The organism is Thermomonas fusca DSM 15424 (assembly GCF_000423885.1).
Lineage (GTDB): Bacteria > Pseudomonadota > Gammaproteobacteria > Xanthomonadales > Xanthomonadaceae > Thermomonas > Thermomonas fusca.
In genome coordinates this window covers 1-26346 of sequence record NZ_AUIV01000032.1, presented here as the reverse complement: position 1 = coordinate 26346, position 26346 = coordinate 1, and the positions used below count along the sequence as shown (strand labels likewise).

Annotated in this window: 24 protein-coding genes, 1 tRNA gene and 1 pseudogene; 14 read left to right on the top strand and 12 right to left on the bottom strand. The window is 68.4% G+C overall.

The annotated features are described in order from the left end of the window. Window positions 1-1095 (top strand): OprO/OprP family phosphate-selective porin, encoded by a 1095-nt coding sequence (locus tag G582_RS0112080; RefSeq protein WP_028840051.1) that lies wholly within the window; start codon window positions 1-3, stop codon window positions 1093-1095. Between the two features lie 13 nt (window positions 1096-1108). After that, the gene (locus tag G582_RS18575) at window positions 1109-3184 is read left to right on the top strand and encodes a methyl-accepting chemotaxis protein (protein WP_038054028.1); all 2076 of its coding nucleotides are present in this window, start codon (window positions 1109-1111) and stop codon (window positions 3182-3184) included. 161 nt (window positions 3185-3345) lie between these two features. On the opposite strand, the gene G582_RS17645 is transcribed toward G582_RS18575, so the two are convergent. Further along, window positions 3346-3660: an energy transducer TonB gene (locus G582_RS17645; RefSeq protein ID WP_169380639.1), complete on the bottom strand. Its 315-nt coding sequence runs from the start codon at window positions 3658-3660 to the stop codon at window positions 3346-3348. A 227-nt stretch (window positions 3661-3887) separates the two neighbouring features. On the opposite strand from G582_RS17645, the gene G582_RS18490 reads away from it, so the two are divergent. From G582_RS18490 to G582_RS0112040, 6 genes are all read left to right on the top strand, one after another. Next, on the top strand, window positions 3888-6596 hold the full coding sequence (locus G582_RS18490) for a methyl-accepting chemotaxis protein (protein WP_051247208.1): 2709 nt from the start codon (window positions 3888-3890) through the stop codon (window positions 6594-6596). A gap of 79 nt (window positions 6597-6675) precedes the next feature. Further along, window positions 6676-8793: a putative bifunctional diguanylate cyclase/phosphodiesterase gene (locus G582_RS16560; RefSeq protein ID WP_051247206.1), complete on the top strand. Its 2118-nt coding sequence runs from the start codon at window positions 6676-6678 to the stop codon at window positions 8791-8793. Next, window positions 8786-9640 carry a CheR family methyltransferase gene (locus G582_RS0112055; protein ID WP_028840050.1) on the top strand — a complete coding sequence of 285 codons (855 nt, stop codon included), beginning with the start codon at window positions 8786-8788 and terminating at the stop codon, window positions 9638-9640. Before G582_RS16560 ends, G582_RS0112055 begins: the two co-directional genes overlap by 8 nt. Continuing rightward, window positions 9637-10239: a chemoreceptor glutamine deamidase CheD gene (gene cheD / locus G582_RS0112050; RefSeq protein WP_083961199.1), complete on the top strand. Its 603-nt coding sequence runs from the start codon at window positions 9637-9639 to the stop codon at window positions 10237-10239. Before G582_RS0112055 ends, cheD begins: the two co-directional genes overlap by 4 nt. Next, complete coding sequence (locus G582_RS0112045) at window positions 10239-11309, top strand: protein-glutamate methylesterase/protein-glutamine glutaminase (RefSeq protein WP_028840048.1); 1071 nt, start codon at window positions 10239-10241, stop codon at window positions 11307-11309. Before cheD ends, G582_RS0112045 begins: the two co-directional genes overlap by 1 nt. Before the next feature lie 75 nt (window positions 11310-11384). Next, complete coding sequence (locus G582_RS0112040; RefSeq protein ID WP_028840047.1) at window positions 11385-12557, top strand: methyl-accepting chemotaxis protein; 1173 nt, start codon at window positions 11385-11387, stop codon at window positions 12555-12557. 303 nt (window positions 12558-12860) lie between these two features. Here the strand turns inward: G582_RS0112040 and G582_RS0112035 are convergent, their stop codons facing one another. The 5 genes from G582_RS0112035 to G582_RS0112015 form a co-directional block, all read right to left on the bottom strand. Beyond that, window positions 12861-13316 (bottom strand): hypothetical protein, encoded by a 456-nt coding sequence (locus G582_RS0112035; protein WP_028840046.1) that lies wholly within the window; start codon window positions 13314-13316, stop codon window positions 12861-12863. Window positions 13317-13318: 2 nt separating this feature from the next. Next, window positions 13319-14389 carry a class III poly(R)-hydroxyalkanoic acid synthase subunit PhaC gene (locus tag G582_RS0112030; protein ID WP_028840045.1) on the bottom strand — a complete coding sequence of 357 codons (1071 nt, stop codon included), beginning with the start codon at window positions 14387-14389 and terminating at the stop codon, window positions 13319-13321. A gap of 1 nt (window position 14390) precedes the next feature. After that, window positions 14391-15497 carry a class III poly(R)-hydroxyalkanoic acid synthase subunit PhaE gene (gene phaE / locus G582_RS16555; RefSeq protein ID WP_051247204.1) on the bottom strand — a complete coding sequence of 369 codons (1107 nt, stop codon included), beginning with the start codon at window positions 15495-15497 and terminating at the stop codon, window positions 14391-14393. 61 nt (window positions 15498-15558) lie between these two features. Continuing rightward, window positions 15559-16176 (bottom strand): CDP-alcohol phosphatidyltransferase family protein, encoded by a 618-nt coding sequence (locus G582_RS0112020; protein WP_038054004.1) that lies wholly within the window; start codon window positions 16174-16176, stop codon window positions 15559-15561. Window positions 16177-16249: 73 nt separating this feature from the next. Continuing rightward, window positions 16250-18037, bottom strand: a complete 1788-nt coding sequence (locus G582_RS0112015) for a 3-hydroxybutyrate oligomer hydrolase family protein (protein ID WP_083961202.1) — start codon at window positions 18035-18037, stop codon at window positions 16250-16252. Between the two features lie 109 nt (window positions 18038-18146). Here G582_RS0112015 and G582_RS0112010 point away from each other — a divergent pair, with 109 nt between their 5' ends. Together G582_RS0112010 and G582_RS0112005 are read left to right on the top strand one after the other, a co-directional pair. After that, window positions 18147-18956, top strand: a complete 810-nt coding sequence (locus G582_RS0112010) for a 3-hydroxybutyrate dehydrogenase (RefSeq protein ID WP_028840042.1) — start codon at window positions 18147-18149, stop codon at window positions 18954-18956. Window positions 18957-19005: 49 nt separating this feature from the next. Beyond that, complete coding sequence (locus tag G582_RS0112005; RefSeq protein WP_028840041.1) at window positions 19006-19671, top strand: response regulator transcription factor; 666 nt, start codon at window positions 19006-19008, stop codon at window positions 19669-19671. A 137-nt stretch (window positions 19672-19808) separates the two neighbouring features. Here G582_RS0112005 and G582_RS0112000 read toward each other — a convergent pair whose 3' ends face one another. From G582_RS0112000 to dmeF, 3 genes are all read right to left on the bottom strand, one after another. Beyond that, on the bottom strand, window positions 19809-20855 hold the full coding sequence (locus G582_RS0112000; protein WP_028840040.1) for an NAD(P)-dependent alcohol dehydrogenase: 1047 nt from the start codon (window positions 20853-20855) through the stop codon (window positions 19809-19811). A gap of 73 nt (window positions 20856-20928) precedes the next feature. Continuing rightward, window positions 20929-21417 carry an NUDIX hydrolase gene (locus G582_RS0111995; RefSeq protein ID WP_028840039.1) on the bottom strand — a complete coding sequence of 163 codons (489 nt, stop codon included), beginning with the start codon at window positions 21415-21417 and terminating at the stop codon, window positions 20929-20931. Window positions 21418-21465: 48 nt separating this feature from the next. Beyond that, window positions 21466-22431 (bottom strand): CDF family Co(II)/Ni(II) efflux transporter DmeF, encoded by a 966-nt coding sequence (gene dmeF / locus G582_RS0111990; protein ID WP_028840038.1) that lies wholly within the window; start codon window positions 22429-22431, stop codon window positions 21466-21468. Window positions 22432-22482: 51 nt separating this feature from the next. Between dmeF and G582_RS0111985 the strand changes: the two genes are divergently transcribed. Together G582_RS0111985 and G582_RS0111980 are read left to right on the top strand one after the other, a co-directional pair. Beyond that, the gene (locus tag G582_RS0111985) at window positions 22483-22755 is read left to right on the top strand and encodes a metal-sensing transcriptional repressor (RefSeq protein WP_028840037.1); all 273 of its coding nucleotides are present in this window, start codon (window positions 22483-22485) and stop codon (window positions 22753-22755) included. 87 nt (window positions 22756-22842) lie between these two features. Further along, window positions 22843-22932: transfer RNA gene (locus tag G582_RS0111980), tRNA-Ser, on the top strand. Window positions 22933-23196: 264 nt separating this feature from the next. On the opposite strand, the gene G582_RS0111975 is transcribed toward G582_RS0111980, so the two are convergent. Further along, window positions 23197-24132: an SOS response-associated peptidase family protein gene (locus G582_RS0111975; protein ID WP_028840036.1), complete on the bottom strand. Its 936-nt coding sequence runs from the start codon at window positions 24130-24132 to the stop codon at window positions 23197-23199. A gap of 85 nt (window positions 24133-24217) precedes the next feature. On the opposite strand from G582_RS0111975, the gene G582_RS0111970 reads away from it, so the two are divergent. Continuing rightward, on the top strand, window positions 24218-24538 hold the full coding sequence (locus G582_RS0111970) for a hypothetical protein (RefSeq protein WP_038054001.1): 321 nt from the start codon (window positions 24218-24220) through the stop codon (window positions 24536-24538). 123 nt (window positions 24539-24661) lie between these two features. Here G582_RS0111970 and G582_RS0111965 read toward each other — a convergent pair whose 3' ends face one another. Further along, the gene (locus tag G582_RS0111965) at window positions 24662-25234 is read right to left on the bottom strand and encodes a P-loop NTPase family protein (RefSeq protein ID WP_211219363.1); all 573 of its coding nucleotides are present in this window, start codon (window positions 25232-25234) and stop codon (window positions 24662-24664) included. Window positions 25235-25409: 175 nt separating this feature from the next. On the opposite strand from G582_RS0111965, the gene G582_RS0111960 reads away from it, so the two are divergent. Next, on the top strand, window positions 25410-25940 hold the full coding sequence (locus G582_RS0111960) for a hypothetical protein (protein ID WP_028840033.1): 531 nt from the start codon (window positions 25410-25412) through the stop codon (window positions 25938-25940). Between the two features lie 142 nt (window positions 25941-26082). Here G582_RS0111960 and G582_RS16550 read toward each other — a convergent pair. Beyond that, window positions 26083-26346 (bottom strand): annotated as a pseudogene (locus G582_RS16550) (transposase); the annotation flags it as partial.

Below are 26346 nucleotides of genomic sequence, written 5' to 3'. Positions count from 1 at the left end.
ATGCGCCGTCCGCTGCCGCCCGTTCCCCTCATCGCCCTCGTGGCGGCCGCCTGCGCCGCACCTGCCGCCGCGGCCGACCTGCCGTTCGAGATCGCCCCGATCGCCAACGTGCAGTACGAGTGGGCGCGGGTGGACTCCAACCTTGGCCCGCTGCAGACCGAGGACGGCTTCCGCCGCGCGCGGCTGGGCTTCCGGCTCAAGGGCGACAACAAGCGCTGGCAGCTGGTGGTGGATCACGACTTCGCCGACCGCACCCCGCCGGACGCTTATCTTGAATTGACCCCGGGCGAGGGCCAGTCGTTCCGGCTTGGCCAGTTCAAGCAGCCGTTTGCGCTGGAGGACGCGATTGCCGACAAGCAGACCGCCTTCCTCGAAGCGTCGCCGGTCGGCGCCTTCGTCATCAGCCGCCGGATCGGCGCGGAATACGCGCGCTGGGGCAAGCGCGGCACCTTCAACGCCGCGCTGTTCGGCCATCGCCTCGACGGCACCAGCGATTCGCCGGGCGCCAGCATGCGCGGCACTTGGCTGCTGCGCTCGGGCAAGCAAGAAAACCTGCATGTCGGCCTGAGCCTGGCCAGCGAATCGCCGCGCAGCCACAGCGCCAGCTACAGCCTCAATGCCGGCAGCGTACTCAGCGACCTGAGGGTGGCGTCCACCGGCGGTATCTCCGGGGTGGAGCGGATCGACCGCGCTGCGGTGGAAGGCCTGTGGGTGCGTGGCGCCTGGTCCTTGCAGGCCGAAACCGCGCGGGTGTTCCTGCGCCGCGACGCCGGAGACTTGGCCGGCGACGCCAGCAGCGTGCAGGTGACCTGGTCGCCCACCGGCGATGGCCGCAGCTACAAACGCGGCGTGGCCACCGCCGCTTCGCCGAAGGGCCACGTGGGCTGGGAGCTGGCCCTGCGCTACGGCGTGATGGATCTCAACGACGGCCCGGCGATGCGCGGCGGCCGCGCCGAAGTCTGGGGCCTGGCCGCCACCTGCTATCCGCACCCGAACGTGCGGGTGATCGCCAACCTCCTGCAATACGACAGCAACCGCCGCGGGGTCGCCAACGATCCGCTGACCGCCGGCCTGCGCCTGCAGTTCACCTACTGACCGGGGATCGCCCATGCTCCAGAACCTCACTATCGGCAAACGCCTTGCCATCGGATTTTCCGCACTGGCGATCCTGATCTTCGCCACCGGCGCGTTCTCGGCGCTGCGCATGGGCAACACCCAGCGCATGGTGCAGAAGGTCACCGACGAGTCGGTGCCGGCGATCCGCGACCTGGGCCGGCTGGCGACGATGTTGGCCGAATACCGGGTCAGCGAACGCGGTCTGGTGGCCAGTGCCGACGACGCGGCCAAGCGCCAGGAATACGCCGGCGAGCTGGCGGAAGGCAGCAAGGCCTTCTTCGCTCTGGCCAAGACCTACGAATCCAAGATCAGCGACGCCCGCGACCGCACCCTGTACAAGGAAACCATGGCGCGCGCCAACCGCTACTTCGACAACAGCCGCAAGCTGGTTGAGGCATTGAAGGTCGGCGACATGACTCCGGCCAAGGGGGCCGCGGACCTGCGCCAGGCCACCGCCGACCAGCTGGGCAGCCTGCTGGACTACAACATGCAGCGGCTGGACCAAGCGGTGGATGCGCAGCAGCGCAGCTACCGGCTCAGCCTGCTGGCCATCGCGGTGCTGCTGGCAGTGGCGCTGGCGTTGGCGATCGCTGCGGCGATCGGCATCAGCCGCTCCATCGTACGGCCGCTGCGCGAGGTGGTAGGCGTGGCCAACGCGGTATCGCAGGGCAACCTCGACAGCCGCATCGCCTGCAACGACGGCAGCGAAATCGGCGACCTGGCCCGCGCCATGCGCGGCATGGTGGCCACGCTGGGCGAGTTCGCCACCGCCCAGACCCAGCTGGAACACGAGCACGACGCCGGCAACATCGATTTCCGCATCGACCCGTCGCGCTTCCGCGGCGCCTATGGGCGGATGGCGGAAGGAATCAACTCGGTGGTGGCGGCGCACATCCAGGTCAAGATGAACGCGATCCGGATCGTGGCGCAGTACGCCCGCGGCGATCTGGCCGAGGACATCGAACGCTACCCCGGCCAGAAGGCGCGCGTGACCGAAGCCGTGGACGCGGTGAAGGCCGGCATGCTGGCGATCAACGCCGAGATCAAGACGCTGGTGGAAGCCGCGGTGACCGGCGATTTCGGCAAGCGGGGCAACGCCCGCCGCTTCGAGTTCGTCTATGCCGAGCTGGTCGAGGCCCTGAACAACCTCATGGCCACCGCCGACCACGGCCTGTCGGAAGTGGGCGAAGTGCTCTCCTCGGTGGCCGATGGCGACCTCACCCGGCGCATCGACACCCACCTGCCCGGCCGCTTCGGCGAGCTGGCCAACGACACCAACCGCACGGTCGAACATCTCACCGGCATCGTCGGCCAGATCCGCACCGGCAGCGAATCGATCAACGCCTCAGCCTCGGAAATCGCCCGCGGCAACGAAGACCTGTCGCGCCGGACCGAGCAGCAGGCGGCGGCGCTGGAAGAAACCGCCTCGTCGATGGAAGAGCTCACCTCCACCGTCAAGCAGAACGCCGACAACGCCCGCCAGGCCAGCCAGCTGGCCCACGGTGCCGCCGGGGTGGCGGTGCGCGGCGGCGAGGTAGTCGGCCAGGTGGTCGAAACCATGAGCGGCATCACCGCGTCCTCGCACCGGATCGCCGACATCATCGGGGTGATCGACGGCATCGCCTTCCAAACCAATATCCTGGCCCTGAACGCTGCGGTGGAAGCCGCGCGTGCCGGTGAGCAGGGCCGCGGCTTCGCGGTGGTGGCTGCCGAAGTGCGCACGCTGGCCCAGCGCAGCGCCGGCGCGGCCAAGGAAATCAAGCAGCTGATCACCGACTCGGTGTCGCAGGTGGAAACCGGCAGCGCCCTGGTCGACCAGGCCGGCCGCACCATGGGCGAGATCGTCGACAGCGTGAAGCGCGTCACCGACATCATGGCCGACATCTCCGCCGCCTCGCAGGAACAGAGCGCCGGCATCGAGCAGGTCAACCAGGCCATCACCCAGATGGACGAAGGCACCCAGCAGAACGCCGCGCTGGTCGAAGAGGCATTTGCCGCAGCGCAGAGCATGGAGCACCAGGCCAACGAACTGGTGGGGCTGGTCGCCGCGTTCAACACACGCCGCTGAGCGCATCGGGAAACGGTCGGCACAGCCGTCCGTTTCCCGGGCCGCCGGACCGCAGACGCGCGCACCGCCTTGCAGACACGAAAAAAGAACGCGCGGGCAACCAGCGCGTTCTCTTCTTTTTTCCGCGTTTTGCCGCCGGCCTCAGCCGACGGCTTGGTGGATCAGAGCTTGAACTCCAGCTTCACCTTGCCGCGGCTTTCGCCGGGGGCGAACTCCCACTGCTTGACCGCCTTCACTGCAGCGGCCACGAACACGCGGCCCGGCTTGGCGTCGACCACCGACACCTCGGTGACCTTGCCGTCCGGACCGATGCTGTACTCCACTTCGACGTAGCCGGTGGTGCCAGAGCGGGCGGCGTCGGCGGGGTACACGGGGTCGACGCGCTTGGTCGGGTTGCCCGCCAGCACCGGCAGGGACAGAGCCATCGCGCCGGCGAACATCGCCGCTTTCAGGATCCGATGGAAGGGTCGGGACATGGCAGGAACTCCGTAGGGGTATGCAGGCGCGTATGCGCTCGACATCCACATCGGCTGCCACCGGCGGGACTTGAGCGCGACGCCCGGCGCGATTCCCCGGACTGCGATGCCGGTCACGGTTGCAAGTCATCGGCATCGCCGCCGACAGGCAACCGTTAAAGATTCCACGGTGCGGGCCGATGCCGGCTTTGACCAAACCATTCGATTGCGTTCACAGGGGTCCCACAATGCCGCAAAGCCTTTCTCTCGCCGATCGCCTGCTCGCGCCCGCCACGAACCTGATGGGGCGATTGCGCTTCAGCCAGAAGGCGATCCTGATCGGCGCGGCGTTCACCCTGACCTGCGGCGTGTTGGCAGGCCTGGTGGTCACCCGCTCGCTGGGCGAAATCTCCGATGCGCGTACCGCTCGCTCCGCCACCGTTGGCTTGGACATCCTCCACGACGCCCAGCTGGCCATGCAGGACCACCGCCAGCTCCGCGCCCGCAAGCTGGCCAACGATACGACCGCCACCGACCAAGGCATCGCCGAGGCTGCTGCCCGCGCGGACAAGGCGCTGGCCGCCTTCGACAGTTGGCGCGTCCGCGAAGGCTATGACAATCAGGAAGTGGTGGAAGGCGTGAAAGCCACCGCCGCCGCCTGGAAGAAGGCGATGAGCACCGAAGGCGAAGGTGGACCGGACGCGGATTCGCTGGCGCTGGACGCCCTGCGGGCCCAAATCAACGCCATCGCGTTCGAGGGGATCACCGCCATTGCCTCCGACACCGTCATGCTGCGGGGCGGCGAAATCGGCGGCATCCTGCTGCCGGAACTCTCGGCCGCCAGCGCCAAGCAGGCCATCGTGGGCATCCGTGTGCTGGGCGAAGGCGCGATCTGGGTGAGCGACCGCACTGAACTGGCGGTGCGCAAGAACATGCAGGGCTACCTGACCAACCAGATCAGCGACGGCCGCAAGTACATCGAGAAGGAACTGCCCGAGGGCGCGGTGCTGTTCGGCAAGCCGATGAGCGCTGCGCTGCAGGCGATGGAAGCGCAGAACAAGATGATCCAGGAGCAGATCCTGGATGCCGAAACCCCGGAATCGCCGGTGGCGGGCCTGGCCAGGCAGGACCAGGCCACCCGCCTGGCCATGAACAAGGCGATGAGAGCGACCAATGCCGCCATCAATGCCGCCGGCGACCGCGCCATCGCCAGCCTGCAGATGAAGGCTTTCGCCACTCTCGGCTTCGTGGCGCTGTCGCTGCTGGCCGCCGCCTATCTGTTCATGGGCTTCACCCGCGGCACCCGCAAGGCGCTGCAGAGCATCGGCGCCGGCGCACGCGCACTGGCCTCCGGCCAGTTCTCCGACCGCATCCACGTCGACACCCGCGACGAGCTGAACGACATCGGCCGCGGCATGGAGGAAGCCGCCGCCACCCTGCGCAAGTTCGCGCAGGCCCTGCAGACCCTGTTCGAAGAACAGCAGGCCGGCGAACTGGACAGCCGCATCGATGCCGAGAACTTCCCCGGCGCGTTCGGCGTGATCGCCGAGCAGGTCAATACCCTGGTGGCGTCCTTCATCAGCGAAACCCACCATATCGTCGAGGTGATCGGCGACTACGGGCGTGGCGATCTGTCCCGTGACGTCGACCGCCTGCCCGGCAAGAAGGCCCAGTCCACCAAGGCGGTGGACGCGGTCAAGGCCAGCCTGCTGGCGGTCAACGGCGAGATCCAGACGCTGGTGGATGCCGCCGTGGCCGGCGACTTCAGCAAGCGTGGCGACGCCAGCCGCTTCGAATTCGTCTATCGCGAGCTGGTGGAGCGCCTGGACCAGCTGATGGCCACCTCGCAGAACGGCCTGAACGAAGTCGGCACGCTGCTGTCCGCGGTGGCCGACGGCGACCTCAGCCGGCGCATCGAGGCCCAGCTGCCCGGCCAGTTCGGCCAGCTTGCCGCCGACGCCAACCGCACCGTGGATGGGCTGGCGCAGATCGTCGGCAACATCCGCCAGACCTCGGACGGCATCAATGCCGCCGCTGGCGAGATCGCCGCCGGCAACAGCGACCTGTCGATGCGCACCGAGCAGCAGGCGGCCTCGCTGGAGGAAACCGCCTCCTCGATGGAAGAACTGACCTCCACCGTCAAGCAGAACGCCGACAACGCCCGCCAGGCCAACCAGCTGGCGCAGGGCGCGGCCGGCGTGGCGGCGCAGGGCGGCGAGGTGGTGCAGCAGGTGGTCGCCACGATGAGCGCCATCGAGGCTTCGTCGAAGAAGATCGCCGACATCATCAGCGTGATCGACGGCATCGCCTTCCAGACCAACATCCTGGCGCTGAACGCGGCGGTGGAAGCGGCGCGCGCCGGCGAACAGGGCCGCGGTTTCGCGGTGGTGGCGGGCGAAGTGCGCGCGCTAGCGCAGCGCAGCGCCGGCGCCGCCAAGGAGATCAAGCAGCTGATCGAGGAGTCGGTGGGCAAGGTGACCGACGGTTCGGCGCTGGTGCGCCAGGCCGGCAACACCATGGGCGAGATCGTCTCGTCGGTGCAGCGCGTGACCGACATCATCGCCGACATCTCCGCCGCCTCGCAGGAGCAGAGCAGCGGCATCGAGCAGGTCAACCAGGCCATCACCCAAATGGACGAAGGCACCCAGCAGAATGCGGCGCTGGTAGAGCAGGCTTCCGCCTCCGCGGAGAGCATGCGCCAGCAGGCCGGGCAGCTGGTCGAGGCGGTGTCCGCGTTCCGCACCGCCGCGGTTGCCGCAGCGCCGGCCCGCAGCGCCACGCCCGCAGCGCCGCGCGCCGCGGCGGCGCCACCGGCCGCAGCGCCAGTGCGTCGCCAGTCCACGACGGCGCGCAAGACCGGCGCCGCTGCAGCGCCCGCGCCCACGCCCACGCCGTTGCGCTCGCGCGCCCCGGCGACCGCGGGCAGCGGCGGCGATCAGCACTGGCAGGAGTTCTGATGCCATCCGCGGGCGGGGTATTCCCCCGCCCTGCTTTCGTTTTTGCTGTCCCTTTCTTTCCCGGCCTCGCCTCGCGCAGATGACATTCGAGCTGCCCCCCGCCCGCGATCTGCACGACGCTGCTTCCGCCACCACGGCCGTGCCGTCCGGCGAAGCCTCGGCGCGGCTGGCGGACCTCGCCACGCTGGCCGCGACAACGCTGCAGGCGCGGGTCGCGGTGGTCGCCACCAGCGAGGACGAACGCGTGCTGATGCTGGCGAGCCACGGCGGCGACCACGGCCACGGCCAGTTGTCGCGCGACCACCTGATCGTGCGCACCTGGGAGCAGCACGCCCCGCTACTGGTGCTGCCCGACATGCCGGCCGACCCGCGTTGCGGCGCCCGCTTCTATGCCGGCATCGCCCTGCGCGGGCGCGCGGGCCAGCGCCTCGGCACCCTGGCGGTGTTCGACCACGAGCCGCGCGATCCGCCGACGCAGGCGCAGCTGGACGCGCTGACGCGGCTGGCGCGGATCACCGCCACCCTGCTGGAACAGCGGCATCTGGAGCGCCGCGCGTTGATCGTTTCCCAAGCCGGCGAGCAGGCGCGCGAAGCGGTGCTGGTGGGCGACCGCCACGGCCGGGTGCGCTGGCAGAACCGTGCCGCCGAACAGCTGTTCGGCAACCAGCTGGCTGGCCAGCCGGTGTTCTCGCTGTTTCCGCTGCGCCTGCAATCCGACCAGGACATCGCCCAGGCGTGGCTGGCCGGCCGCATCGAAGGCAGCCAGCTGCTGCGCATGGTGGCGCCGGACGGCAGCCTGCGCCTGCTCGACGCCACCCGCTCCATCTGGCGCTACGGATCCGACCGCGGCGTCACCCTGATCCTGCATGACGTCACCGAGGCGGCCCACCAGCGCGCACAGCTCGACCGGCTGGCGCACTTCGACCCGCTCACCGGGCTGCCCAACCGCAATGCCCTGCTGGACGCCCTGGCCGCGCACCCGGACTGGGGCGTGGCGCTGTTCGCCATCGACCGCTTCAAATGGATCAACGACGGGCTTGGCCACGTGGTCGGCGACCGCGTGCTGCAGGCCGTGGCCGACCGCCTGCAGACGAAGGCCGATGCCCAGGTTTGCCTGGCACGGGTGGGCGGCGACGTGTTCGCGGTGGCCTGCAGCGACGAGCGCCTGGCTGCCGATGCCGATGCCGACGCCACGGACGACGAGGCGGTGGTGCCGGCGCTGGTCGAGCATCTGGAGCAGACCCTGCGCGTGCGCGGGCACGAGATCAACATCGACGTCAGCGTCGGCATCGCCCTGCGCGGTGACGTTCGCGGACAGGGCGACCTGCTGGCCAGCGCCGACCTGGCGCTCAACCGCGCCAAGTCCGCGGGCGGCCACCAGGTCTGCCGCTACCAGGAGGCCATGCGCACCGATGCGCTGGCGCGCCGCGACCTCGACCGCGACCTGCGGCGTGCGTTCGCCAACGGCGAATTCGAACTCCACTACCAGCCGCAAGTCGAGCTGGGCACCGGCCGCATCTGTGGCGCCGAAGCGCTGCTGCGCTGGCGGCATCCGCAGCGCGGCATGGTCCCGGCCAGCGAATTCATCGACCTGCTGGCGCGCAGCCCGCTGGGTGCGGAAGTGGGCGCTTGGGTGCTGCGCCGGGCCTGCCTGGACGCCGCCCAGTGGCCCGACCCGGACACCTCGGTCAGCATCAACCTGTTCCCCGCCCAGCTGGTCGAATCGCTGGTGGCCGAGGTGCAGCTGGCACTGGCCGCCGCCGCACTGCCGGCCGAGCGGCTGGAGCTGGAGATCACCGAAACCATCGCCCTGACCCAGGACAGCGCCGGCGCCGAGGCGCTGGCGGTGCTGCGCTCGCGCGGGGTGAACCTGGCCTTCGACGACTTCGGCACCGGCTATGCCTCGCTGTCGATGCTGCGCCGCTTCCGCATCGACCGGGTCAAGATCGACCGCAGCTTCGTCAGCGGCATGCTGGAAAACGGCGAGGACGCCGCGATCGTGCGCTGGATCCTGATGCTGGCGCGCGCGCTCGGGCTGCGGGTGGTGGCGGAGGGCGTGGAAGCCATGCCGCAGGCGGACTGGCTGCACGACCACGGCTGCGAAGAGGCGCAGGGCTACCTGTATGCCCCGGCGCTGGACGCCGACGCCCTGCAGGTGCGGCTGCAGGCGCAGCAGGTGGAGATGGCGCATGGCTGAGGGTTCCGCTGACCGCGACAACACCGGCGCCGGCTTCGAATTCAACGACCGCGACTTCCGCCGCGCCTGCCGGATGATCTACACGCGCGCCGGCATCCACCTGGCCGAACACAAGCGCGACATGGTCTACAGCCGGCTGTCGCGGCGCATCCGCGCGCGCGGGCTGTCCAGCTGCGCCGACTACCTGGACCTGGTGGAGGCCGACCCGGACAGCGAGGAACAGGCGTTCATCAACGCGCTGACCACCAACCTCACCTCGTTCTTCCGCGAAGCCCACCACTTCGATGCCCTGCGCGACCAGCTGCGCGCCTTGCCGCGCGGCGAACCGGCGGACATCTGGTGCTGCGCCGCCTCCACCGGCGAAGAGCCGTGGTCGCTGGCGATCACCGCCTGCGAGGCGTTCGGCTCGGACACCCCGCCCGTGCGCATCCTCGCCACCGACATCGACACCAACGCGCTGGCCAGCGCCGCAGCCGGCAGCTACGGCATCGAGCGCATCGCCGAGCTCTCGCCCGAGCGCAAGCGCCGCTTCTTCCTGCGCGGAACCGGCCCCAACGAAGGCATGGTGCGGGTCAAGCCGCAGCTGCGGCAGCTGGTCGAATTCCGCCAGCACAACCTGCTGGCCCCCGACTACGGGTTGCGGCAGCGCTTCCTGGCGGTGTTCTGCCGCAACGTGATGATCTACTTCGACAAGCCCACCCAGTACGAGGTGCTGCGCAAGATCGTGCCGCTGCTCGCACCGGGCGGGCGCTTCTATGCCGGGCATTCGGAGAGCTTCGCCCACGCGCTGGACGTGGTGCAGCCTTGCGGCCGGACCATCTATCGCGCCGCCCGGGACGGCCGATGAGCAGCTTGCCGGCCAGCGTCGCCGCCATCCGGACACCGCCGCCTGGAACCTACTACGACCCGGCGCTGGACGCCGACGTGATCAAGCTGCTGCCAGCCGAATGGCGGGTCTCCTCCGAGCCGATCGCGCTGGCCACCGTGCTGGGATCCTGCGTGGCCGCCTGCATCTTCGATGCCAGCGCCAAAGTCGGCGGGATGAACCACTTCATGCTGCCCGACGCCGCGCCCGGCGACGCCAGCGCGCGCTACGGCGCCCATGCGATGGAGCTGCTCATCAACGGACTGCTCAAGCATGGCGCCATGCGTTCGCGGCTGCAGGCGAAGGTGTTCGGCGGTGGCAACGTGTTGCCGGGCATGACCCTGGATCCGATCGGCACCCGCAACGGCAATTTCGTGCTCAACTACCTCGGCGCGGAACGCATCCCGATCATTGCCCAGGACCTGTTCGGGGTGCAGCCGCGCAAGGTCTGTTTCTTCGTGCGCAGCGGCCGCACCCTGGTCAAGCGCCTGCCGGCGGCGGGCGAGATCGCGCGGGTCGAGCGCGCCTATCGCAGCCAGCTGGCGCAGAAGCCGGTGGCCGGTTCCGTGGAGCTGTTCTGATGGCCATGCAAACACCCCTGCGCCCGGGCAAGGTGCGCGTGCTGATCGTCGACGACTCGGCGCTGGTGCGCCAGGTGCTGAGCGAAATCCTGTCGCAGGACCCGGGCATCGAGGTCGTCGGCACCGCCTCCGACCCGCTGATCGCGCGCGACAAGATCAAGCAGCTCGAACCCGACGTGCTCACCCTCGACGTCGAAATGCCGCGCATGGACGGGCTGACCTTCCTGCAGAACCTGATGCGGTTGCGGCCGATGCCGGTAGTGATGGTGTCCTCGCTCACCGAGGCCGGTGCGCAGGTCACCCTGGACGCGCTGGCGCTGGGCGCGGTGGATTTCGTCACCAAGCCCAGGCTGGACGTCGAGCGCGGCCTGAACAACTACGCCGGCGAACTGTGCGAACGCGTGCGCAACGCCGCGCGCGCGCGGGTTGCAAGGCTGCAGCCGGCCAGCGCCACCGCGGCCGCGCAGGCCACGCCGATCAAGTACCGCACCACCGACCGCCTGATCGCCATCGGCGCTTCCACCGGCGGCACCGAGGCGATCCGCGTCCTCCTCGAGCAGATGCCGGCCGACGCGCCAGCCACCGTCATCACCCAACACATCCCGGCGGCGTTCAGCAAACCCTTCGCCGAGCGCCTGGACCGGCACAGCAAGATGACCGTGGTGCAGGCCGAAGACGACATGCCGCTGCTGGCCGGCCACGCCTACGTCGCTCCCGGCGGGCTGCACCTGCGCGTGCAGCGCAGCGGCGCACGCTGGCGCTGCCGGCTGGGCGAGGACGATCCGGTCCGCCGCCACCGCCCCAGCGTCGATGCGCTGTTCGAATCGGTGGCGCAGGCCGCCGGCGCCAACGCCAGCGCCGCGCTGCTCACCGGCATGGGAGACGACGGCGCGCGCGGCCTGCTGGCGCTGCGCAAGGCCGGCGCCGCCACCATGGTGCAGGACGAAGCCAGCAGCGTGGTCTGGGGCATGCCCGGCGCCGCCTATACCCTCGGCGCGGCGCAGCAGGTGTTGCCGCTGTCCGAGATTGCCGGCGCGCTGCTGACCAGCACCAATGTCGGCGGAACCTGACCGCGACCGCCGGTTCGGCTAAAGCCGACGGCCCCCTCGGCCGTTATCTCCATCGAGTCCCCGACGAGATCGACGATGGAACCCCGTGCCCTGCTTCGCATCGCCGCACCGATGGTGCTGATGCTGCTGTTGTTAATCGCCGAGGCCCTCGCCTGGCCAATGGCCGTTCGCATGGCCCTCGTGGTCACCGCCGCTGCCGCCTGGTGCGTCGTGGCCTGGCGTTCGCTGCCCAACAAGGCCGAGGCGCAGGTGCTGCGCGACCACGCCAAGCTGCTGGGCGAACTGCGCGGCTTCGTCGGCAACGAGGTCAGCGGTTCCCACGCGGAAATCGAGCGCACCCGCTCCCTGATCCGTGAATCGGTGGCCAAGCTCGGCGGCAGCTTCGATGCGGTCAACCGCAAATCGCGCGAACAGAGCACGGTGGTGGCGCGGCTGGTCGAGCGCACGGGCGACGACAGCGGCTCGATCGACATCTCCCGCTTCGCCCAGCAGGCCACCCAGCAGATGGAGCAGCTGGTGGAAGCGCTGGAAGCAGCCAGCGGCCAGAGCGGCGTCACCGTCAGCCATATCGACGCGATGGCCGGCCACCTCGATGGGATCTTCGCGCTGCTGGAAGACGTCAAGTCGATCGCCGACCAGACCAACCTGCTGGCGCTGAACGCTGCCATCGAAGCGGCCCGGGCCGGCGAGGCCGGGCGCGGCTTCGCGGTGGTGGCCGACGAAGTGCGCAACCTGTCAGAGCGCAGCACCGCGTTCAACGAACAGATCCGCAAGCTGGCCCACAACGCCAAGGAATCCATCGCCAAGGTCCGCGAAACGGTGTCGCAGACGGCCTCGCGCGACCTCGATCGCGCCCGCGTGGCGCGCAACGAATCGGCCTCGATGATGGACCGCGTCGAAGGCATCCACCGCAGCCTCGGCAACGGCATGCGCGACATCGCCGACTGCGGCCGCGCAATCGACGCTTCGGTGGCGGAAGCGGTGCGCTCGCTGCAGTTCGAGGACATCGCCACCCAGGCGCTTGGCGCCGCCGCCGTGCATCTGCAGCGGCTGGAGCAGATCAATACCGAAGCCACCACCCTGCATGACCTGCTGCGCGGCAGCCACGGCTTCCAGGACCCGGAAATGCGCAAGGCGCTGGCCAACATCGGCAACCGCATCGCGCAGATGCGCGGCGAATGGGAACGCCCCCCGCACAAGGCCGTCCTGCAGCAGTCGATGGACGCCGGCAGCGTCGAACTGTTCTGATCTTGCCCCCACTGGGCGCCCCTGGAATCCCGGCCACGGCCGGGATTTTTTTCGCGACGCCGCCCACACTCGGCACTGCGACCGCCGCCCCGCGAAAAGCCCCGAATGCGGGGCAGGCGCGCACAAAAAACCCGGTCTCGCGGGCATTGCGCCTGGAGGGGACCGGGTCGGGTCCGGAGCGATTCTCCGTAGCGCTTTGCGCGCGGCGAAGTTTTTCTCCGGTGCAGGGAGGTTACTGCCGGTGGGGTTAGGAAAAAGCTAAGCGACGGCCATTCAGACGAGCCGTTGGTCGGGGTTCCGCATTCAGTCCCGCTGCCACGGCCACCAGCCGCGGCCGGTGCGCGCGTAGCGGTCCGCGGCGCGCTCGAACGGATTGCGCGCCGCCACCCCGCCGTGCAGCAGGTACAGCGGCAAAAACAGCACGCCCAGCGCCATGTACTGCAACACGTGCGCGCGCTCGTGGTCGCACAGCAGGATGCGCGGTTCGTGGCGGTGGCCGGCGTCGTGCGCATAGGTATTGCAGGAACGACCCAGGTCGTCGCCGGTGTCGAGGATCACGTTGCCCAGCGTCAGCGCGCCGCCCGGCCCCCACGGCACCCGGTGAAAGATGCAGGCCAGGTCGCGCCGGCTCAGCTGCAGCCGCGCCCCGCCCGCCAGCGCGGCGAGACCGGCCACCAGGCCGATCGCGCTGACCGGCGACGCCCACAGGATGCCAAGGCACTGCGCCGCGGGCAGCAGCCAGCGCGACGGCGCGCGCATGCTCAGCGCGACCGCTGCGCCAGCCAGTCGTGGATGGTCTGCGGCACTTCCTTCTGCGCGCGGCCGGACACATAGATGCCGATATGACCGCCCTTGAACGACAGCTCGGTGTAGTCGTCGCTGCCGCACAGCCCGCGCAGCGCGCGCGAGGCGTCCGGCGGCACCAGATGGTCCTGTTCGGCGTAGATGTTGAGGATCGGCATTTCCAGCATGCCCAGGTGCACCTCGCGCCCGCCCACCTTCGCGCCGCCGGTGACGAAGCGGTTCTCCTGGAAGAACTGCTTGCTGAACTCGCGGAAAGCCTCGCCGGCCTGGTCGGGCGAATCGAAGATCCACTTCTCCATGCGCAGGAAGTCTTCCATCGCCTGCCTGTCGTCGAGGATGTCGACCATGCCCACGTACTTCTGCGCGAACAGCCGCCAGGGCTTCAGCATCAGGTAGGTGAAATTCATCATGTCGGCCGGCACGTTGCCGAGCGTGTCCACCAGCAGGTCCACGTCGATCTCGCGGTTCCAGTTCGACAGCATGTTGTCGCTGGTGTGGAAGTCCACCGGCGTCACCATCGTGATCAGGTTTTTGACCTTGTCCGGGTGCAGCGAGGCGTAGCACAGCGAGAACGCACCGCCCTGGCAGATGCCCAGCAGATTGATCGACGGCAGGCCGTGGGCATCGCACAGATACTCCACCGCGCCGCCGATGAAGCGCTCGATGTAGTCCTCCATCGCAAGGAAGCGGTCGGAGCGGTCCGGATAGCCCCAGTCGATGATGTAGACATCCTCGCCGCGCGCCAGCAGGCCCTTGACCAGCGAGCGGTCGGCCTGCAGATCGACCATGTACGGACGGTTGACCAGCGCGTAGGCGATCAGGATCGGCACCCGCGCGGTGGGCGCATGCTCCCCCTTGAAGCGGTACAGCACCACCTTGCCGTCGCGCCAGACCTCCTCGCGCGGGGTGACGCCGAAATCCACGTCGCCCATCTCGCGCAGGGTTTCGACGCTGGCAGAGAGTTTGCGCTGCAGCCGGCCGGTTTCCTCGGCCAGCGAATCCAGGGTGATGTTCAGCGGCCCGATCATCTCAACGCCTCCTGGCGGCGGGCTTGCCCGCGCGCACGTTCGCCCCGGCCGCGCTGCCCTTCGCAGCCGGCTTCACGACCTTTCTCGCAATTTTCTTCGCCACTTTTTTTGCCGCAGCCGCCGCCGGCGCTTTCTTCGCCGGCGCCTTGGCGGGAGCAACCCTGGCTGCGGGCGGCTGCTTGGCCGCGGGCGTCCGCTTCGGCGGCGGCTGGCGGAGTTCCACGTCGCCGGCAGCCGCCGGCGCAAGTGCGCGCTGCATGCGCCGCAGCTGCCGCTCCAGTTCGGCGATCTTGCGGTGGGCACTGTCCAGCTCGCCGCGCTCCGGCCAGCCATAGGTGCTGGCGACCTGTTCGCCGATGGCTTGCGCCGCGGCGCGCTGGCGCATCTGCGCGTTCACCAGCGCACCGAAGGCGTGGCGATACTCCTGCGACAGCGCCAGCTCGGCCCAGCTTTCTTCCGCGGCCTCCACCCACAGGTCGAACAGCGCACGCACGCTGTTGATCTGCTGGCCCGGTTCCTCGTGGTTGGCCAGCTTGGATTCGAAGCGCGAGAACGCATCGCGCGACGCCTTGGCCATCAGCATCCCGTAATCCTGCTGCGCCTCCTGCCAGCGCAGCTGCGCCAGTGCCAGCGCCTGCAGTCGCTCCTGGTGTTCGCGACTGAAGCCGAACGCCGGCATCCGCATGGCGGCCGCGGTTTCCGCACGCAGGCCATGCAGCGACGGCATCCCCGCCTCGCCCCACTGGGCGATGCTCTCCAGTCCCGGCCCGCGCATGCCCTCCATCAGGCCGGCGAACGGGTTGCTGCCGGCGAACGCCTCGCGCCAGGCGGCGGCAACGTCGCCGGCGCTGTGGTCGCGGCCGCTGAAGCGCGCCGCCACCTGCTGCATCTGCGCATACCAGTCACTGCTCTGCCGGCTGAAATGCCCAAGCGCGGCGCCGAAGCCGGGCTGCCCATCGCTCTGGCGCGTCCACGCTTCCAGCATGTCGTTCAGCCCCGGCACGCCCACAGCGGCGATGGGCTGTGGCGCGGAGCCACGCAGCGCCTGCCCCCACAGATCCAGGTATTGGCGCGTCAGCGCCGCGAAATCGTTGGTTGTGTCCGCCATGTCCCCTCCGTCCATGCACCGATGCTAGCAACGCCGCGATGACACCGCCATTGCAGGGGCTTCAAGGCTTGGGGATGCGCAGGGTCTTGCTGATCATCAGCGCGCCGGACAGTGCGAACACCAGCGCCAGCGGGTGCAGCTGCCACGGGCCCAGCTGGATCATGCCCAGCCAGATGTCTGGGCCGATGGCGCCGCGCCAGGCCGCCCACGCCAGCAGGCCGACGATGACCACGCTGGTCGGGATCGGCGTGCCCTCGAAATACTTCACCTTGTCGCCGCCGTCGGCCAGCGTTTCCGCGGTGACGTTGTAGCGCGCCAGCCGGCTCACGCCACAGCCTACGAAGCCGCTCAGGATCAGCCAGTCCCAGCCGCCCTGCAGGCCGCAGGCATAGCCCAGCGCCGCCGGCGCCACGCCGAAGCTGATCACGTCGGCGAGCGAATCCAGCTCGCGCCCCAGCGTCGAGGACACCTTGCGCCAGCGCGCGATGCGCCCGTCCAGGGCGTCGAACACGAACGCCAGCGGAATCAGCGCCATGCCGATCAGCAGATCGCGCACCACGCCGTCCTGCAGGAAGCGCATCGCCGCGAAGATCGCGCCGGTGCCGCAGAAGGCATTGGCCAGGGTGAACCAGTCGGCGAGGTGGAACTCCCGCAACATCGAGAAATGGCGCTGCTTCATCGGCGGCTCCTGTTTGCCTGTAGGCAGAGCCTAACCCACCGCGCGCGTGGCCTGCGTGGAGTCGGCCGTGCCGTCAGCGCGGCATCGCAAGGTGTTCCGGCGCCAGCGGCTTGCCCATCCGCGGCACGGTGGCCACCACCGCATCGGCAGGCAACGCGCTCTTGCCGTCCAGATGCGCATCGACACGATCCAGCGCTTCATACACGTACGGCAGCAGCGGCAGGTAGGCCGCGGCCATGTGCGGCAGCACCAGGAAGCCGTCGAAGTGCTGGGCATTGCGCACCTGCCAGTAACGCACGTCGCGGCCGGCAGCCTTGGCCATCGCCACGTATGGCGCACTGGAGAACGCCTGCGGCACCAGCCCGTCGTCGGTGCCGTGGACCACCACCACCGGCAGGCCATCGCGCGGCGCGCTGGCGCGGGTTGCCGCGATGCCCTTGCGCACCCGCTGCGCGTCCGCGCCTTCACCTGTCCACAGCGCGCGCAGGCACTGCAGGCCGGTCAGGCCAAGATCAGCGGGCGACTGCGGATCGATGATGCCCACGCCGGCGCCGGGCGGAATGCCGCTGCCGTCGGCCCACCAAGCCGCGCGCTCGGCATCGGTTACCGCGCGCGACTGCAGGTCCGCACCCAGCGCCGCGTAGCGATACCCGCAGGGATGGGCGTCATGCGCGTAGCGGCCGTAGGCAGAGGCGTAGCCCACTGCCACCGCGCGCCACAGGTCGAAGCCCACGCTGATCGCGCCGGCGCGCAGTGCGGCATCGCTCCAACCGGCAGCATGCAGCTTCGCCAGTGCGTCCTTCTGCAACGCGTCCGCGGTCGCACCGGACAGCACACCGCGCGTCGCCAGCGCCGCGCATTTCGCGTCCAGTCCCTGGGTCGCCGGGATGCCCAGCTGCGGCAGCGCGCAGGGCATCAGCAACGCGGCCTCGGTGGTGTAGTCGTACAGGCTGCGCGCGCCGGCGCCTTCGGCCAGTACGTTGGGTTCGCCGGCCACCACCGCGTCCAGCCACGGCGCGCCGTCTTCCGCCGCGCGCAGCACCGCGCCGCCGCCGTTGGAGATGCCCACCGCGATGACGCGGGTGTTTTCGAAAGTGAACGGCGCCTGCTGCGGCAGCTGCGCATCCAGCGTGGCCAGCGCGAACTGCGCCGCCTGCTTGACGTGGCGGCCCCAGTCGGCCTCCGGGTTGTCCTGCGAATGCGCGTGCTTGAACGCCACGCCGCTGCCGCTGGCCGGTTGCGGGGCGAACGCCGGCGTGGCATCCGCAGGTGCCAGCGTGCCGTCGGCGGTAACGCCCTGCCCGGCATCGAGATCGAAGTAGTCGGTGCCCGCGCCCTTGTCGGTATAGGCCACCGCACAACCGCGCGGCAGCCCCCAGGCACCGGCGACCGCGATCGCGCCGTAGATGCCGCGCGAACCCGACGATGCGGCCACCACCACGCAGCGCTTGCCGGCATCGAAGGCGTCCGGCAGCTGCACCAGCACGCGATGGGGCTGCGCTGCGCCCGCAAGTCTGGCGAACGCGCTGAATTCGCGGCCCGGCACGGCGGCGACGCTGCCGTAAACGCTGCCGTAACCCCCGCCGGGCGAAAGATCCGCGATCCCGCGCCAGTTGCTCCACAGCGCGCGTTTGCGCAGCTCGGCCGGGGTTGGATGCGCAGCGTCGGCGAAGCCCGGCGGCAGCATCGACTGCAGGCCGGCAAGCCCCAGCCCGCCGGTGAGCAGGTCATCCTGCCCGCGATGTTCGGTGGCGCGCGGCTGGCTGAACATGGCGGCGGTTTCCTTCGCGGCGGGCAGGCCAGCGCAGCCGGTCACAAGGGCGACGATCGCGGCGAGGGCACAATGGCGGAGTGTGTTCATGCCGCGACCATAACTGCTGCCGCGGCGCGTCGCATCGTACTTTCGTACCAGCAGGCCCCACCGCGTTCCTGCTAGCGTATGGGCCTCCCCATCGTTGCAGAGCCGCACCATGAGCGACACCTTCCTGCATGGCCGCACCGCGCTGGTGACCGGCAGCACCTCCGGCATCGGGCTGGCCATCGCCAAGGGGCTGGCCGCCGCCGGCGCGAAGGTGGCGATCAACGGCCTAGGCTCGCCTGAGCAGATCGCTTCCGCGATCGCCGAGGTGGATGCCGCAGGCGATGGCGGAACCCGGCACTTCGGCGCAGACCTGCGCGACCCCGCCGCGATCGAGGCGATGATGGGCCAGCTTGCCGGCTGGTCGAACGGCGGCATCGACATCCTGGTCAACAACGCCGGCATCCAGCACGCGGTGCCCCTGCACGAAATGCCGGTGGCGAAGTGGAACGACATCATCGCCATCAACCTGTCCTCGGCCTTCCACACCATGCGCCTGGCGATGCCGGCGATGGCCGGCCGCGGCTACGGTCGCGTGGTCAACATCGCTTCGGTGCACGGGCTGGTGGCGTCGAGGGACAAAGCACCGTACGTGGCCAGCAAGTTCGGCATCGTCGGGCTGAGCAAGGTCGCCGCGCTGGAATACGCCGCGCACGGCAACCGCGATTCCGGCGGCATCACCGTCAACTGCATCTGCCCGGGCTGGGTGGAGACCCCGCTGATCGAGCCGCAGATCGAGGCGCGCATGCAGGGTGGCAGCCGCGACGACGGCGTGCGCGCGCTGCTGGCGGAAAAGCAGCCCAGCCTGCGCATGACCCTGCCCGCCGAGATCGCCGCCTTGGCGGTGTTCCTGTGCCGGCGCGAAGCCCACAACATCACCGGCACGGCGATGCCGGTGGACGGGGGCTGGACGGCGCAATGACCCTTCCAACGTCATGCCCACGAAAGCGGGAATGACGAGTAGAGCCCCCATGCCTTCCCTGCTGATCGCCGACGACCACCCGCTGTTCCGCGCCGCGCTGCGCCAGGCCGCGCGCGACGCGCTGGGCGACGTGCAACTGTTCGAGGCCGGCGCGCTGGAGCAGGTGCTGGCGTTGCTGGACGCGCAGCCGCAGGTCGACCTGGTGCTGCTGGACCTGCACATGCCGGGCAACCACGGCCTGGCCGGGCTGGCGGCGATCCGCGCGCAGTTCCCGGGCGTGGCGGTGATAGTGGTGTCGGCGAACGACGACCCGCGGGTGGTGCGGCGCGCGCTGGACCACGGCGCGGCCGGCTACCTGCCCAAGAGCGCCGGCCTCGACGAGCTGCGCGACGCCATCCGCAGCGTGCTGGCCTGCGAGACCTGGTTGCCACCGGCGCTGCGCGCCAGCGTGTCGCGGGCGCAGAGCGCGCCGCAGGACGCGGATCTCGCCGCGCGCCTGGCCAGCTTGTCGCCGCAGCAGTTCCGGGTGCTGGCGCTGGTCGCCGAAGGCCTGCTCAACAAGCAGATCGCCGACCGCCTGGACGTGCAGGAACGCACGGTGAAGGCGCACCTGACCGCCATCTTCGAGCGCCTCGGCGTACGCAACCGCACCCAGGCCAGCGTGGTGCTGCGCGAGCTGGAACTGACGGATCCCGCACGCCACATCGAAACCTGAGCGCCCGCCGCACGCGCGGCACATCTGGCGAATTTTTCACCACGCCTATTGACAGCCGCATCACGCCTGCCGCTGCTGCGGTTATCCACACCGTTATACGACTTCCATCCACAGCGGTTGTGGACAACCGCCGCGACTCACATCGTCGCGGCGTCGATCACGAAGCGGTACTTGACGTCGCTCCTGAGCATCCGCTCGTAGGCCGCATCGATGTCCTGCGCGCGCACCATCTCGATGTCGGCGACGATGCCGTGCTCGGCGCAGAAATCCAGCATCTCCTGGGTCTCTTTGATCCCGCCGATCAGCGAGCCGGCGATCGCCCGGCGCTTGAAGATCAGGTTGCCGATGTTCGGCGAGGGATGCGCATGCTCCGGCACGCCCACCAGGCACAAGGTGCCGTCGCGCTTGAGCAGCGAGGAGAACGCGTCGAGATCGTGGCTGGCCGCCACGGTATCCAGGATGAAATCGAAGCTGTTGCGCTGCGCCTTCATCTGCGCGGCATCGCGCGAGATCACCACTTCGTCGGCACCGAGGCCGTGTGCTTCCGCGCGCTTGGATTCGCTGGTGGTGAACGCCACCACGCGCGCGCCCATCGCATGCGCGATCTTGATGCCCATGTGGCCCAGCCCGCCGATGCCGACGATGCCGACCTTCTTGCCCGGCCCGACCTTCCAGTACCGCAGCGGGGAATAGGTGGTGATGCCGGCGCACAGCAGGGGCGCCACTGCCGCCAGCTGTTCCTTCGGGTGGTGCACGCGCAGCACGAAATCCTGGTCCACCACGATGCGCTGCGAATAGCCGCCCAGCGTATGGCCCGGCGCATCCGCGGTCGGACCGTTGTAGGTGCCGACCATGCCTTGCTCGCAGTATTGCTCCAGCCCCTCGCCGCAGGCCGCGCAATGGCGGCAACTGCCGACCATGCAGCCAACGCCGACGGTATCGCCCACCTTGAAGCCCGAGACCTCGGCGCCGACCGCGCTGACATGGCCGACGATCTCGTGCCCCGGCACGCAGGGATACAGCGTGCCCGCCCACTCCGCGCGCACCGTGTGCAGGTCGGAATGGCAGATCCCGCAGTAGGCAATTTCGATCTGCACGTCGCGCGGCCCCGGTGCGCGACGCTCGATGTCGAGCGCGACGATGGGCTTGTCGGCGGCGTGGGCGCCCCAGGCTTTGATGGTCATGGCGATGTCCTTGGCGGAAAGCGCCGATTCTGCGCCAGCGCGACCGCCCGCGCGAGCCCCACCCGGCGTGGCCTCAAACGCGTGAATAGGCCCACGACAGCATGCGCCCGTCGCGGTACGGCATCACCCCGTGGAAGGCGCGCGGATCGTCGTCGAACACCAGCGGCAGGAAGTGGCGGTCGCCCTCCCACAGCGGCAGTTCCGGGATGCGCTCGCGCGCCACCCATTCAAGCGCGCCTTCCGGATTGCGCTCCAGCGGCGTGCCTTCGAACGCATCCACCACGAACAAGAAACCCAACCAGTCCTCGCCGTGCTTGCCGAAGCCCGGCCAGCTGATCGTGCCGCGCAGGCGCAGCGCCGTGCATTCGATCCCGGCCTCTTCGCGGATCTCGCGGCGCATGCCGGCCAGCACGTCCTCGTCCGGTTCTATCTTTCCGCCCAGGCCGTTGTACTTGCCCAGGTGATGATCTCCCGGACGCGCGTTGCGATGGATCATCAGCACGCTGCCGCCGTCAGGCGAGAGCACGTAGCCGAGGGTGGCGACGATGGGGGTGTAGGGCATGGATGGCCGGCATCGCAGGGGATGCCGGATTCTAGCGACTGCAGTCGATCAGGCCGCCGTTGCGGGCACAATTTCCACAGTGACATGGGCCAGCTCGTCATGCACCGACAGCGCGCGGCGGACATCCTCGGCAGCCACCCCCGGAACGGCCACCACCTCCACCACGCAGGCGAACTTGCCGCGCGCCACCTGCCAGACATGCAGGTCGCTGATTCTTGCCGAAAGCGGACCAGCCTCGATGGCTTCGCGCACTTCCTCCACCACCGGCAGGTCCATCTGCGCGTCCAGCAGGATGCGCCCGCTGGACCGCACCAAGCTCCAGGCCCAGGCCGATACCAGCGCCGCACCCACCAGCCCCATCACCGGATCCAGCCACGCCGCGCCGAAATACATCCCGCCCAGCAGCGCGATGATCGCCAGCACCGAGGTCACCGCATCGGCCATGACGTGCAGGTAGGCCGAGCGCAGGTTCAAGTCATGCGCGTGGTCATGGGCGGGGTCGTCGTTACCGTCATGGTGATGATGGTCGTGGTCGTGGTCGTGATGGTGTTGCGCATGATGGTCGCGCAGCCACCACGCGCAGATCAGGTTCACCAGCAGTCCCACCAGCGCGATCGCGATTGCCTGCCGGTACTGGATCGCGCCCGGGTTCAGCAGGCGCTCCACCGACTGCACCACCATCAGTACCGCGACGCCCAGCAGCAGGATGGCGCTGGTATAGCCGCCCAGGATTTCGATCTTCCAGGTGCCGAACGCAAACCTCCTGTCGCGGGCGTAGCGGCGTGCGCAGGCGTAGGCGAACGCCGACAGCCCCAGCGCGATCGCGTGCGAACTCATGTGCCAGCCATCGGCCAGCACCGCCATCGAGTTGAACCACCAGCCGCCGGTGATTTCCACCACCATCATCGCCAGGGTCAACCACATCGCCCGGCGGGTATTGCGTTCAGCCAGCGGGTTGCCCTGGTCAAAGGCATGGCTGTGGCGCCTGGCGGCGGCAAGGGCATCGAGATTCATGGCGGCTCGCAGGCTGGAGAAATACCCCCGTAGGGTATATCGTCAACCGCCATGGCGCACGTCATCCACGAACGGAAAAAACTGCTGGCCCGCGTGCGCCGTATCGGCGGCCAGGTCGCTGCGCTGGAGAAAGCACTGGAAGCCGACGCGGACTGCACCGACGTGCTGGTGCAGGCGGCCGCGGCCAAGGGCGCGATGCATGCGCTGATGATGGAGATCCTGTCCGGCCACCTGGCCGAACACGTGGCCGCCGAACCCGACGAGGCTCGGCGCACGGACCAAGCGCGCGTGCTGCTGGACCTGCTGCGCCATTACACGCGCTGAGCGATCCACTGAAGACCACCCCGCATGCGCAGCGGCCGCGCCCCGATTCCAGCGCGCGGGGCACCATGCGACAATCGCCCCCGCAACGGAAGCGTGGCCGAGTGGTTTAAGGCAGCGGTCTTGAAAACCGCCGATGGGTCAAACCATCCGTGAGTTCGAATCTCACCGCTTCCGCCACTTATCCAGCAAAAATGCGGCTCTCAGGCTAACAACTATGCCGCTTCTACCATAGAACCTGCCATAGAACTTTTGCTTGTGATCATGCCTGGAAGTGGGAGCCTCTCAACTGTCCCGCCATGAGGGACTTTGGGGCCTTTTGGGGTGGTTTTGGGCCCCTTTGGGCTTGTTTGGGATGGTACCCAACTAACCCAAGCTGAGATTTAGCGTTGCCCGGTGGAGGAACCGCCGGACCTTGGGGCTGACCGGTCGAGCACTTCCCACCTATGCTGCCAATTCGTGCTCGTAGTACGGGTGCTGCCGATCGTCGAAAATAGCGTAGAGCCCCTGCAGATTTGCCGGATCGGGGTTCAGCCAGGCGTCGATGTGCTCGGGCTTGATGTTGATGATCGTCCGGTCGTGGCCGGCGGAGGCGACCTCCGGCTCCGGGTCGTCGGTGATGGCAGCAAAGGACCACAGCTCCGACTCGACACTCTTCGGGTCCGTCCAGTGGGAGAACAGACAGGGCACGTACATGGGCCCGCCGTCCCGAGGCGTAAACTGCAGCACCTGGTTCTTGCCGTCCTTGCCCTCGACGTTCTCGTAGAAGGTCTCGACCACGATCAGGGCATGGGTGTGCCCGAACTGCCCCTTCCAGAAACCCTCCAGATTGTCCCGGCGCGCGTTGTAGGTGCCGGGGTAACGGGTGTCATAGAAGGCCGGCTTGCCGGCCGGGCGGCAGCCGTAGCGCATGGGATAGACGACGCGCTTACCCTGCTCGGCCAGCATCACCGTGGCGTAGTTGCCCGGGAAGAACCGGGTATCACGCGGCAGCGGGCTGGTGCGGTGCAGGTCTTTGAGCCGCTGGGACGCCTTGCCGATCTTGTCGGTGGCAATCCGCTGGTCGTTCTGGGCCTTCTTGGTGATCTTGGTCTGCAGGGTGCGCTCGGCATCCGCCAGCCGCTTCTTCAGGGCGAACAGATCCTGTTCCACCGCTGTGATCTGGCCAGCCTTCCAAGCTTCGATCCAGTGCCGGATTCGGGCCTCATCGCCACTGCTGGCCTCCGCGAACGCATCCATAAGCCCCTTGGGGAACTTTGGCGATTCCGCCCCCGCCTGCCATCGTCCGAACAGCCGGATGTACTCGGTAATACCAAGGGTTGCACCGAGCTCCCGCTTGTACTTGCGGTAGTCCTGCCATGCTTGGGCGGAGTAGCACATGGGCACCTCATCGTTGGAGTGCCTGATAACGATATGCCAACTGGTGGCTATGATCGACCCAACCTGACGCCCGGAGTGCCGCTTGATGCGATACCTGCTGCTTGCAGCCGCCATGCTGCTGCCCTACCCCGCCGCTTCTGCCCCCACCTGCAATAAAGAAGCCATCGTCCAAGCCAAGCGTTTGCTGCTCTTTCACACCGACGGCGACGACCGCGCCGTGGTGGAGTCAACTGCAACGCCGCTTGCCTCCATCCGCAACCCAGCCAACAAGAATCAGCGATTTCTGGTCCTTCAGGTCGAGGGCTCGGTGTACAAGGCTGACTATACGATGCGACTCATCTACTACCCCATGGGCCGCGAGTGCGTGCTCATGGGGCAGGAGATTTTGGAACACGCGTCGCTTTGAACTTTTTGCCTCTTCACTAATCCGCGGCTGGCGACACAAGTGCGCTGTGTACCCCCTAACGAACAACAGGCGAAGCGACCGTTTTCGGCCAGAAGCGGTCGTTCACAGAAGGATGTTCAGTGACTAGAGAAAAGCGCAGCCATTTCTCAGGGGCGTCACAATAGTCGTGCGACAGATGGCGCGCGTGACTGCGACGCGGAGCGCCAAGCGGGACTGCGCGATGCGCCTCGCGTCCGCATTCGCCGCCACGATGCGCCCGGAGAAAGTGCCCTCGTAGATGACGACTTCGTCGAACTCCTTACCCTTGGCCTTGTGGATGGTCATTACGTGCAGGCCGCGCCACTCCTTCTGCGCAGCGACGAAATGCTCCTGCAGCAGGGCGTCACCAAGTGCCGCCTCGGCGCCTGCATAGTCGTCCTGCGTCCGCCACATCTCGCTGAGCGCGGTGCGCAGCGCGGAGCCCCTGTGCAGCAGACGAAGAAAACGCGCGTCCTCGGCGACCCGGGCCACCTGGGATGCGGTGGAACTGGCAATTAACTCGCGGATGGCAGCCCAGTCTTCCTCGGGGTTTCCTGAGAGCCTGAGTCCCGCCCGCTCGGTCGCGAGCCTCTGGCACTCCTTGACGACGAGCTCCCTGTTCTTGCCGCGGATCTTTCCCGTCGACATGTAGGTGCCGATGGCGCCGGCGAGATCCATCTCCGCCTGAGTGCGTATTTCGCTGATCGTGACCGCGCGAAAGTAGTCCCGGACTCCAAACAGCGGCTGGACCCAGCGAACTCTACCGGCGAAATCTTCCCGACAGAATCCCTGCTGGATTAGCAAACGGGTGCTTGGCGATGTGATGGGGGCTCATCCACTAACCGGAGCCGCCGTGTACTACCTGTCCCGAAATCTCGTCGCCAACCCCACCCCCGACCAGACCCGTTGGCTTGCGCAGGCCCTTCGTCTTCCCGACGCCCGGCAAGCGTGGGTGATCAGCCACCTGCTCTATCCCTGCGTGTTCGTGGCGCTTCGCCTCAGCCACGCCGCCGGCCCGATCACCTCCATGATGATTGGCATCCTGGCACTCACCGCTTGCGTGACCAGCCTGGCTCCCCTGCTCTATCGCGCGCTCTGCAGTCATGCGGCAAAGCAGCTGCGTACGTCCAGTACGGACGGGGAAATGCACCTGGTCCGAAGGCATGGGCGTGCGGTTCCGGCATTCCTGCTTACATGTCTGGGCCTGTGCTGCGTGATTGCCGGCTACAACCTGCTCTCACTGTCCATTCTCACGCTGAAAAGCGGACACCCACTCGAGACGATCTTCCCGCAGTGGGCCTACGTCGCGATCCGCCTCATCATCGGAGGCTGGGTTGCCTTGGTGGTGGGCGAACGCTGGCTACTTCGGAGCCTGAAGGCATGACGTCGGCTGGCATGCCCGCCCTCGCAGCCATGACCGAGGCCATCGCCTGGCTGAAAGCATACGGCTGGCCGACGCAGAACGATGACTTCGCGTTGGCCCGGAGGCTAATGAGTGACGGCGACACCGGGACCTGCAGGCTTCAGGTGATGTCGATGGAAAAGACCCGCTTGAGCCGTTGCGCCCAGCTCATCGCACGGCGCTTCTGCTCGGGGCTGCGCGGCTCGTCGTGGGCGCTGACGTCCACTGGCGCCGCATCGCCCGCAGGCCGCTTGCCGCGCCCCGAGGGCGTCAGCTGCGCACGCAGGTTTGCATTCGGGGCGAATACGCCGTGGAAGCGGGTGAGATGCGCGCGAGGTGGCGGGACCAGTGCCGCCAGCTTGGCGATGAAGTCCACCGCATCCCATTC

Bases quoted from the DNA above. Each gene is read 5' to 3' on its own strand.
- G582_RS0112080 (WP_028840051.1), top strand. From the start codon at position 1: ATGCGCCGTCCGCTGCCGCCCGTTCCCCTCATCGCCCTCGTGGCGGCC.
- G582_RS18575 (WP_038054028.1), top strand. From the start codon at position 1,109: ATGCTCCAGAACCTCACTATCGGCAAACGCCTTGCCATCGGATTTTCC.
- G582_RS17645 (WP_169380639.1), bottom strand. From the start codon at position 3,660: ATGTCCCGACCCTTCCATCGGATCCTGAAAGCGGCGATGTTCGCCGGC.
- G582_RS18490 (WP_051247208.1), top strand. From the start codon at position 3,888: ATGCCGCAAAGCCTTTCTCTCGCCGATCGCCTGCTCGCGCCCGCCACG.
- G582_RS16560 (WP_051247206.1), top strand. From the start codon at position 6,676: ATGACATTCGAGCTGCCCCCCGCCCGCGATCTGCACGACGCTGCTTCC.
- G582_RS0112055 (WP_028840050.1), top strand. From the start codon at position 8,786: ATGGCTGAGGGTTCCGCTGACCGCGACAACACCGGCGCCGGCTTCGAA.
- cheD (WP_083961199.1), top strand. From the start codon at position 9,637: ATGAGCAGCTTGCCGGCCAGCGTCGCCGCCATCCGGACACCGCCGCCT.
- G582_RS0112045 (WP_028840048.1), top strand. From the start codon at position 10,239: ATGGCCATGCAAACACCCCTGCGCCCGGGCAAGGTGCGCGTGCTGATC.
- G582_RS0112040 (WP_028840047.1), top strand. From the start codon at position 11,385: ATGGAACCCCGTGCCCTGCTTCGCATCGCCGCACCGATGGTGCTGATG.
- G582_RS0112035 (WP_028840046.1), bottom strand. From the start codon at position 13,316: ATGCGCGCGCCGTCGCGCTGGCTGCTGCCCGCGGCGCAGTGCCTTGGC.
- G582_RS0112030 (WP_028840045.1), bottom strand. From the start codon at position 14,389: ATGATCGGGCCGCTGAACATCACCCTGGATTCGCTGGCCGAGGAAACC.
- phaE (WP_051247204.1), bottom strand. From the start codon at position 15,497: ATGGCGGACACAACCAACGATTTCGCGGCGCTGACGCGCCAATACCTG.
- G582_RS0112020 (WP_038054004.1), bottom strand. From the start codon at position 16,176: ATGAAGCAGCGCCATTTCTCGATGTTGCGGGAGTTCCACCTCGCCGAC.
- G582_RS0112015 (WP_083961202.1), bottom strand. From the start codon at position 18,037: ATGAACACACTCCGCCATTGTGCCCTCGCCGCGATCGTCGCCCTTGTG.
- G582_RS0112010 (WP_028840042.1), top strand. From the start codon at position 18,147: ATGAGCGACACCTTCCTGCATGGCCGCACCGCGCTGGTGACCGGCAGC.
- G582_RS0112005 (WP_028840041.1), top strand. From the start codon at position 19,006: ATGCCTTCCCTGCTGATCGCCGACGACCACCCGCTGTTCCGCGCCGCG.
- G582_RS0112000 (WP_028840040.1), bottom strand. From the start codon at position 20,855: ATGACCATCAAAGCCTGGGGCGCCCACGCCGCCGACAAGCCCATCGTC.
- G582_RS0111995 (WP_028840039.1), bottom strand. From the start codon at position 21,417: ATGCCCTACACCCCCATCGTCGCCACCCTCGGCTACGTGCTCTCGCCT.
- dmeF (WP_028840038.1), bottom strand. From the start codon at position 22,431: ATGAATCTCGATGCCCTTGCCGCCGCCAGGCGCCACAGCCATGCCTTT.
- G582_RS0111985 (WP_028840037.1), top strand. From the start codon at position 22,483: ATGGCGCACGTCATCCACGAACGGAAAAAACTGCTGGCCCGCGTGCGC.
- G582_RS0111975 (WP_028840036.1), bottom strand. From the start codon at position 24,132: ATGTGCTACTCCGCCCAAGCATGGCAGGACTACCGCAAGTACAAGCGG.
- G582_RS0111970 (WP_038054001.1), top strand. From the start codon at position 24,218: ATGCGATACCTGCTGCTTGCAGCCGCCATGCTGCTGCCCTACCCCGCC.
- G582_RS0111965 (WP_211219363.1), bottom strand. From the start codon at position 25,234: ATGGATCTCGCCGGCGCCATCGGCACCTACATGTCGACGGGAAAGATC.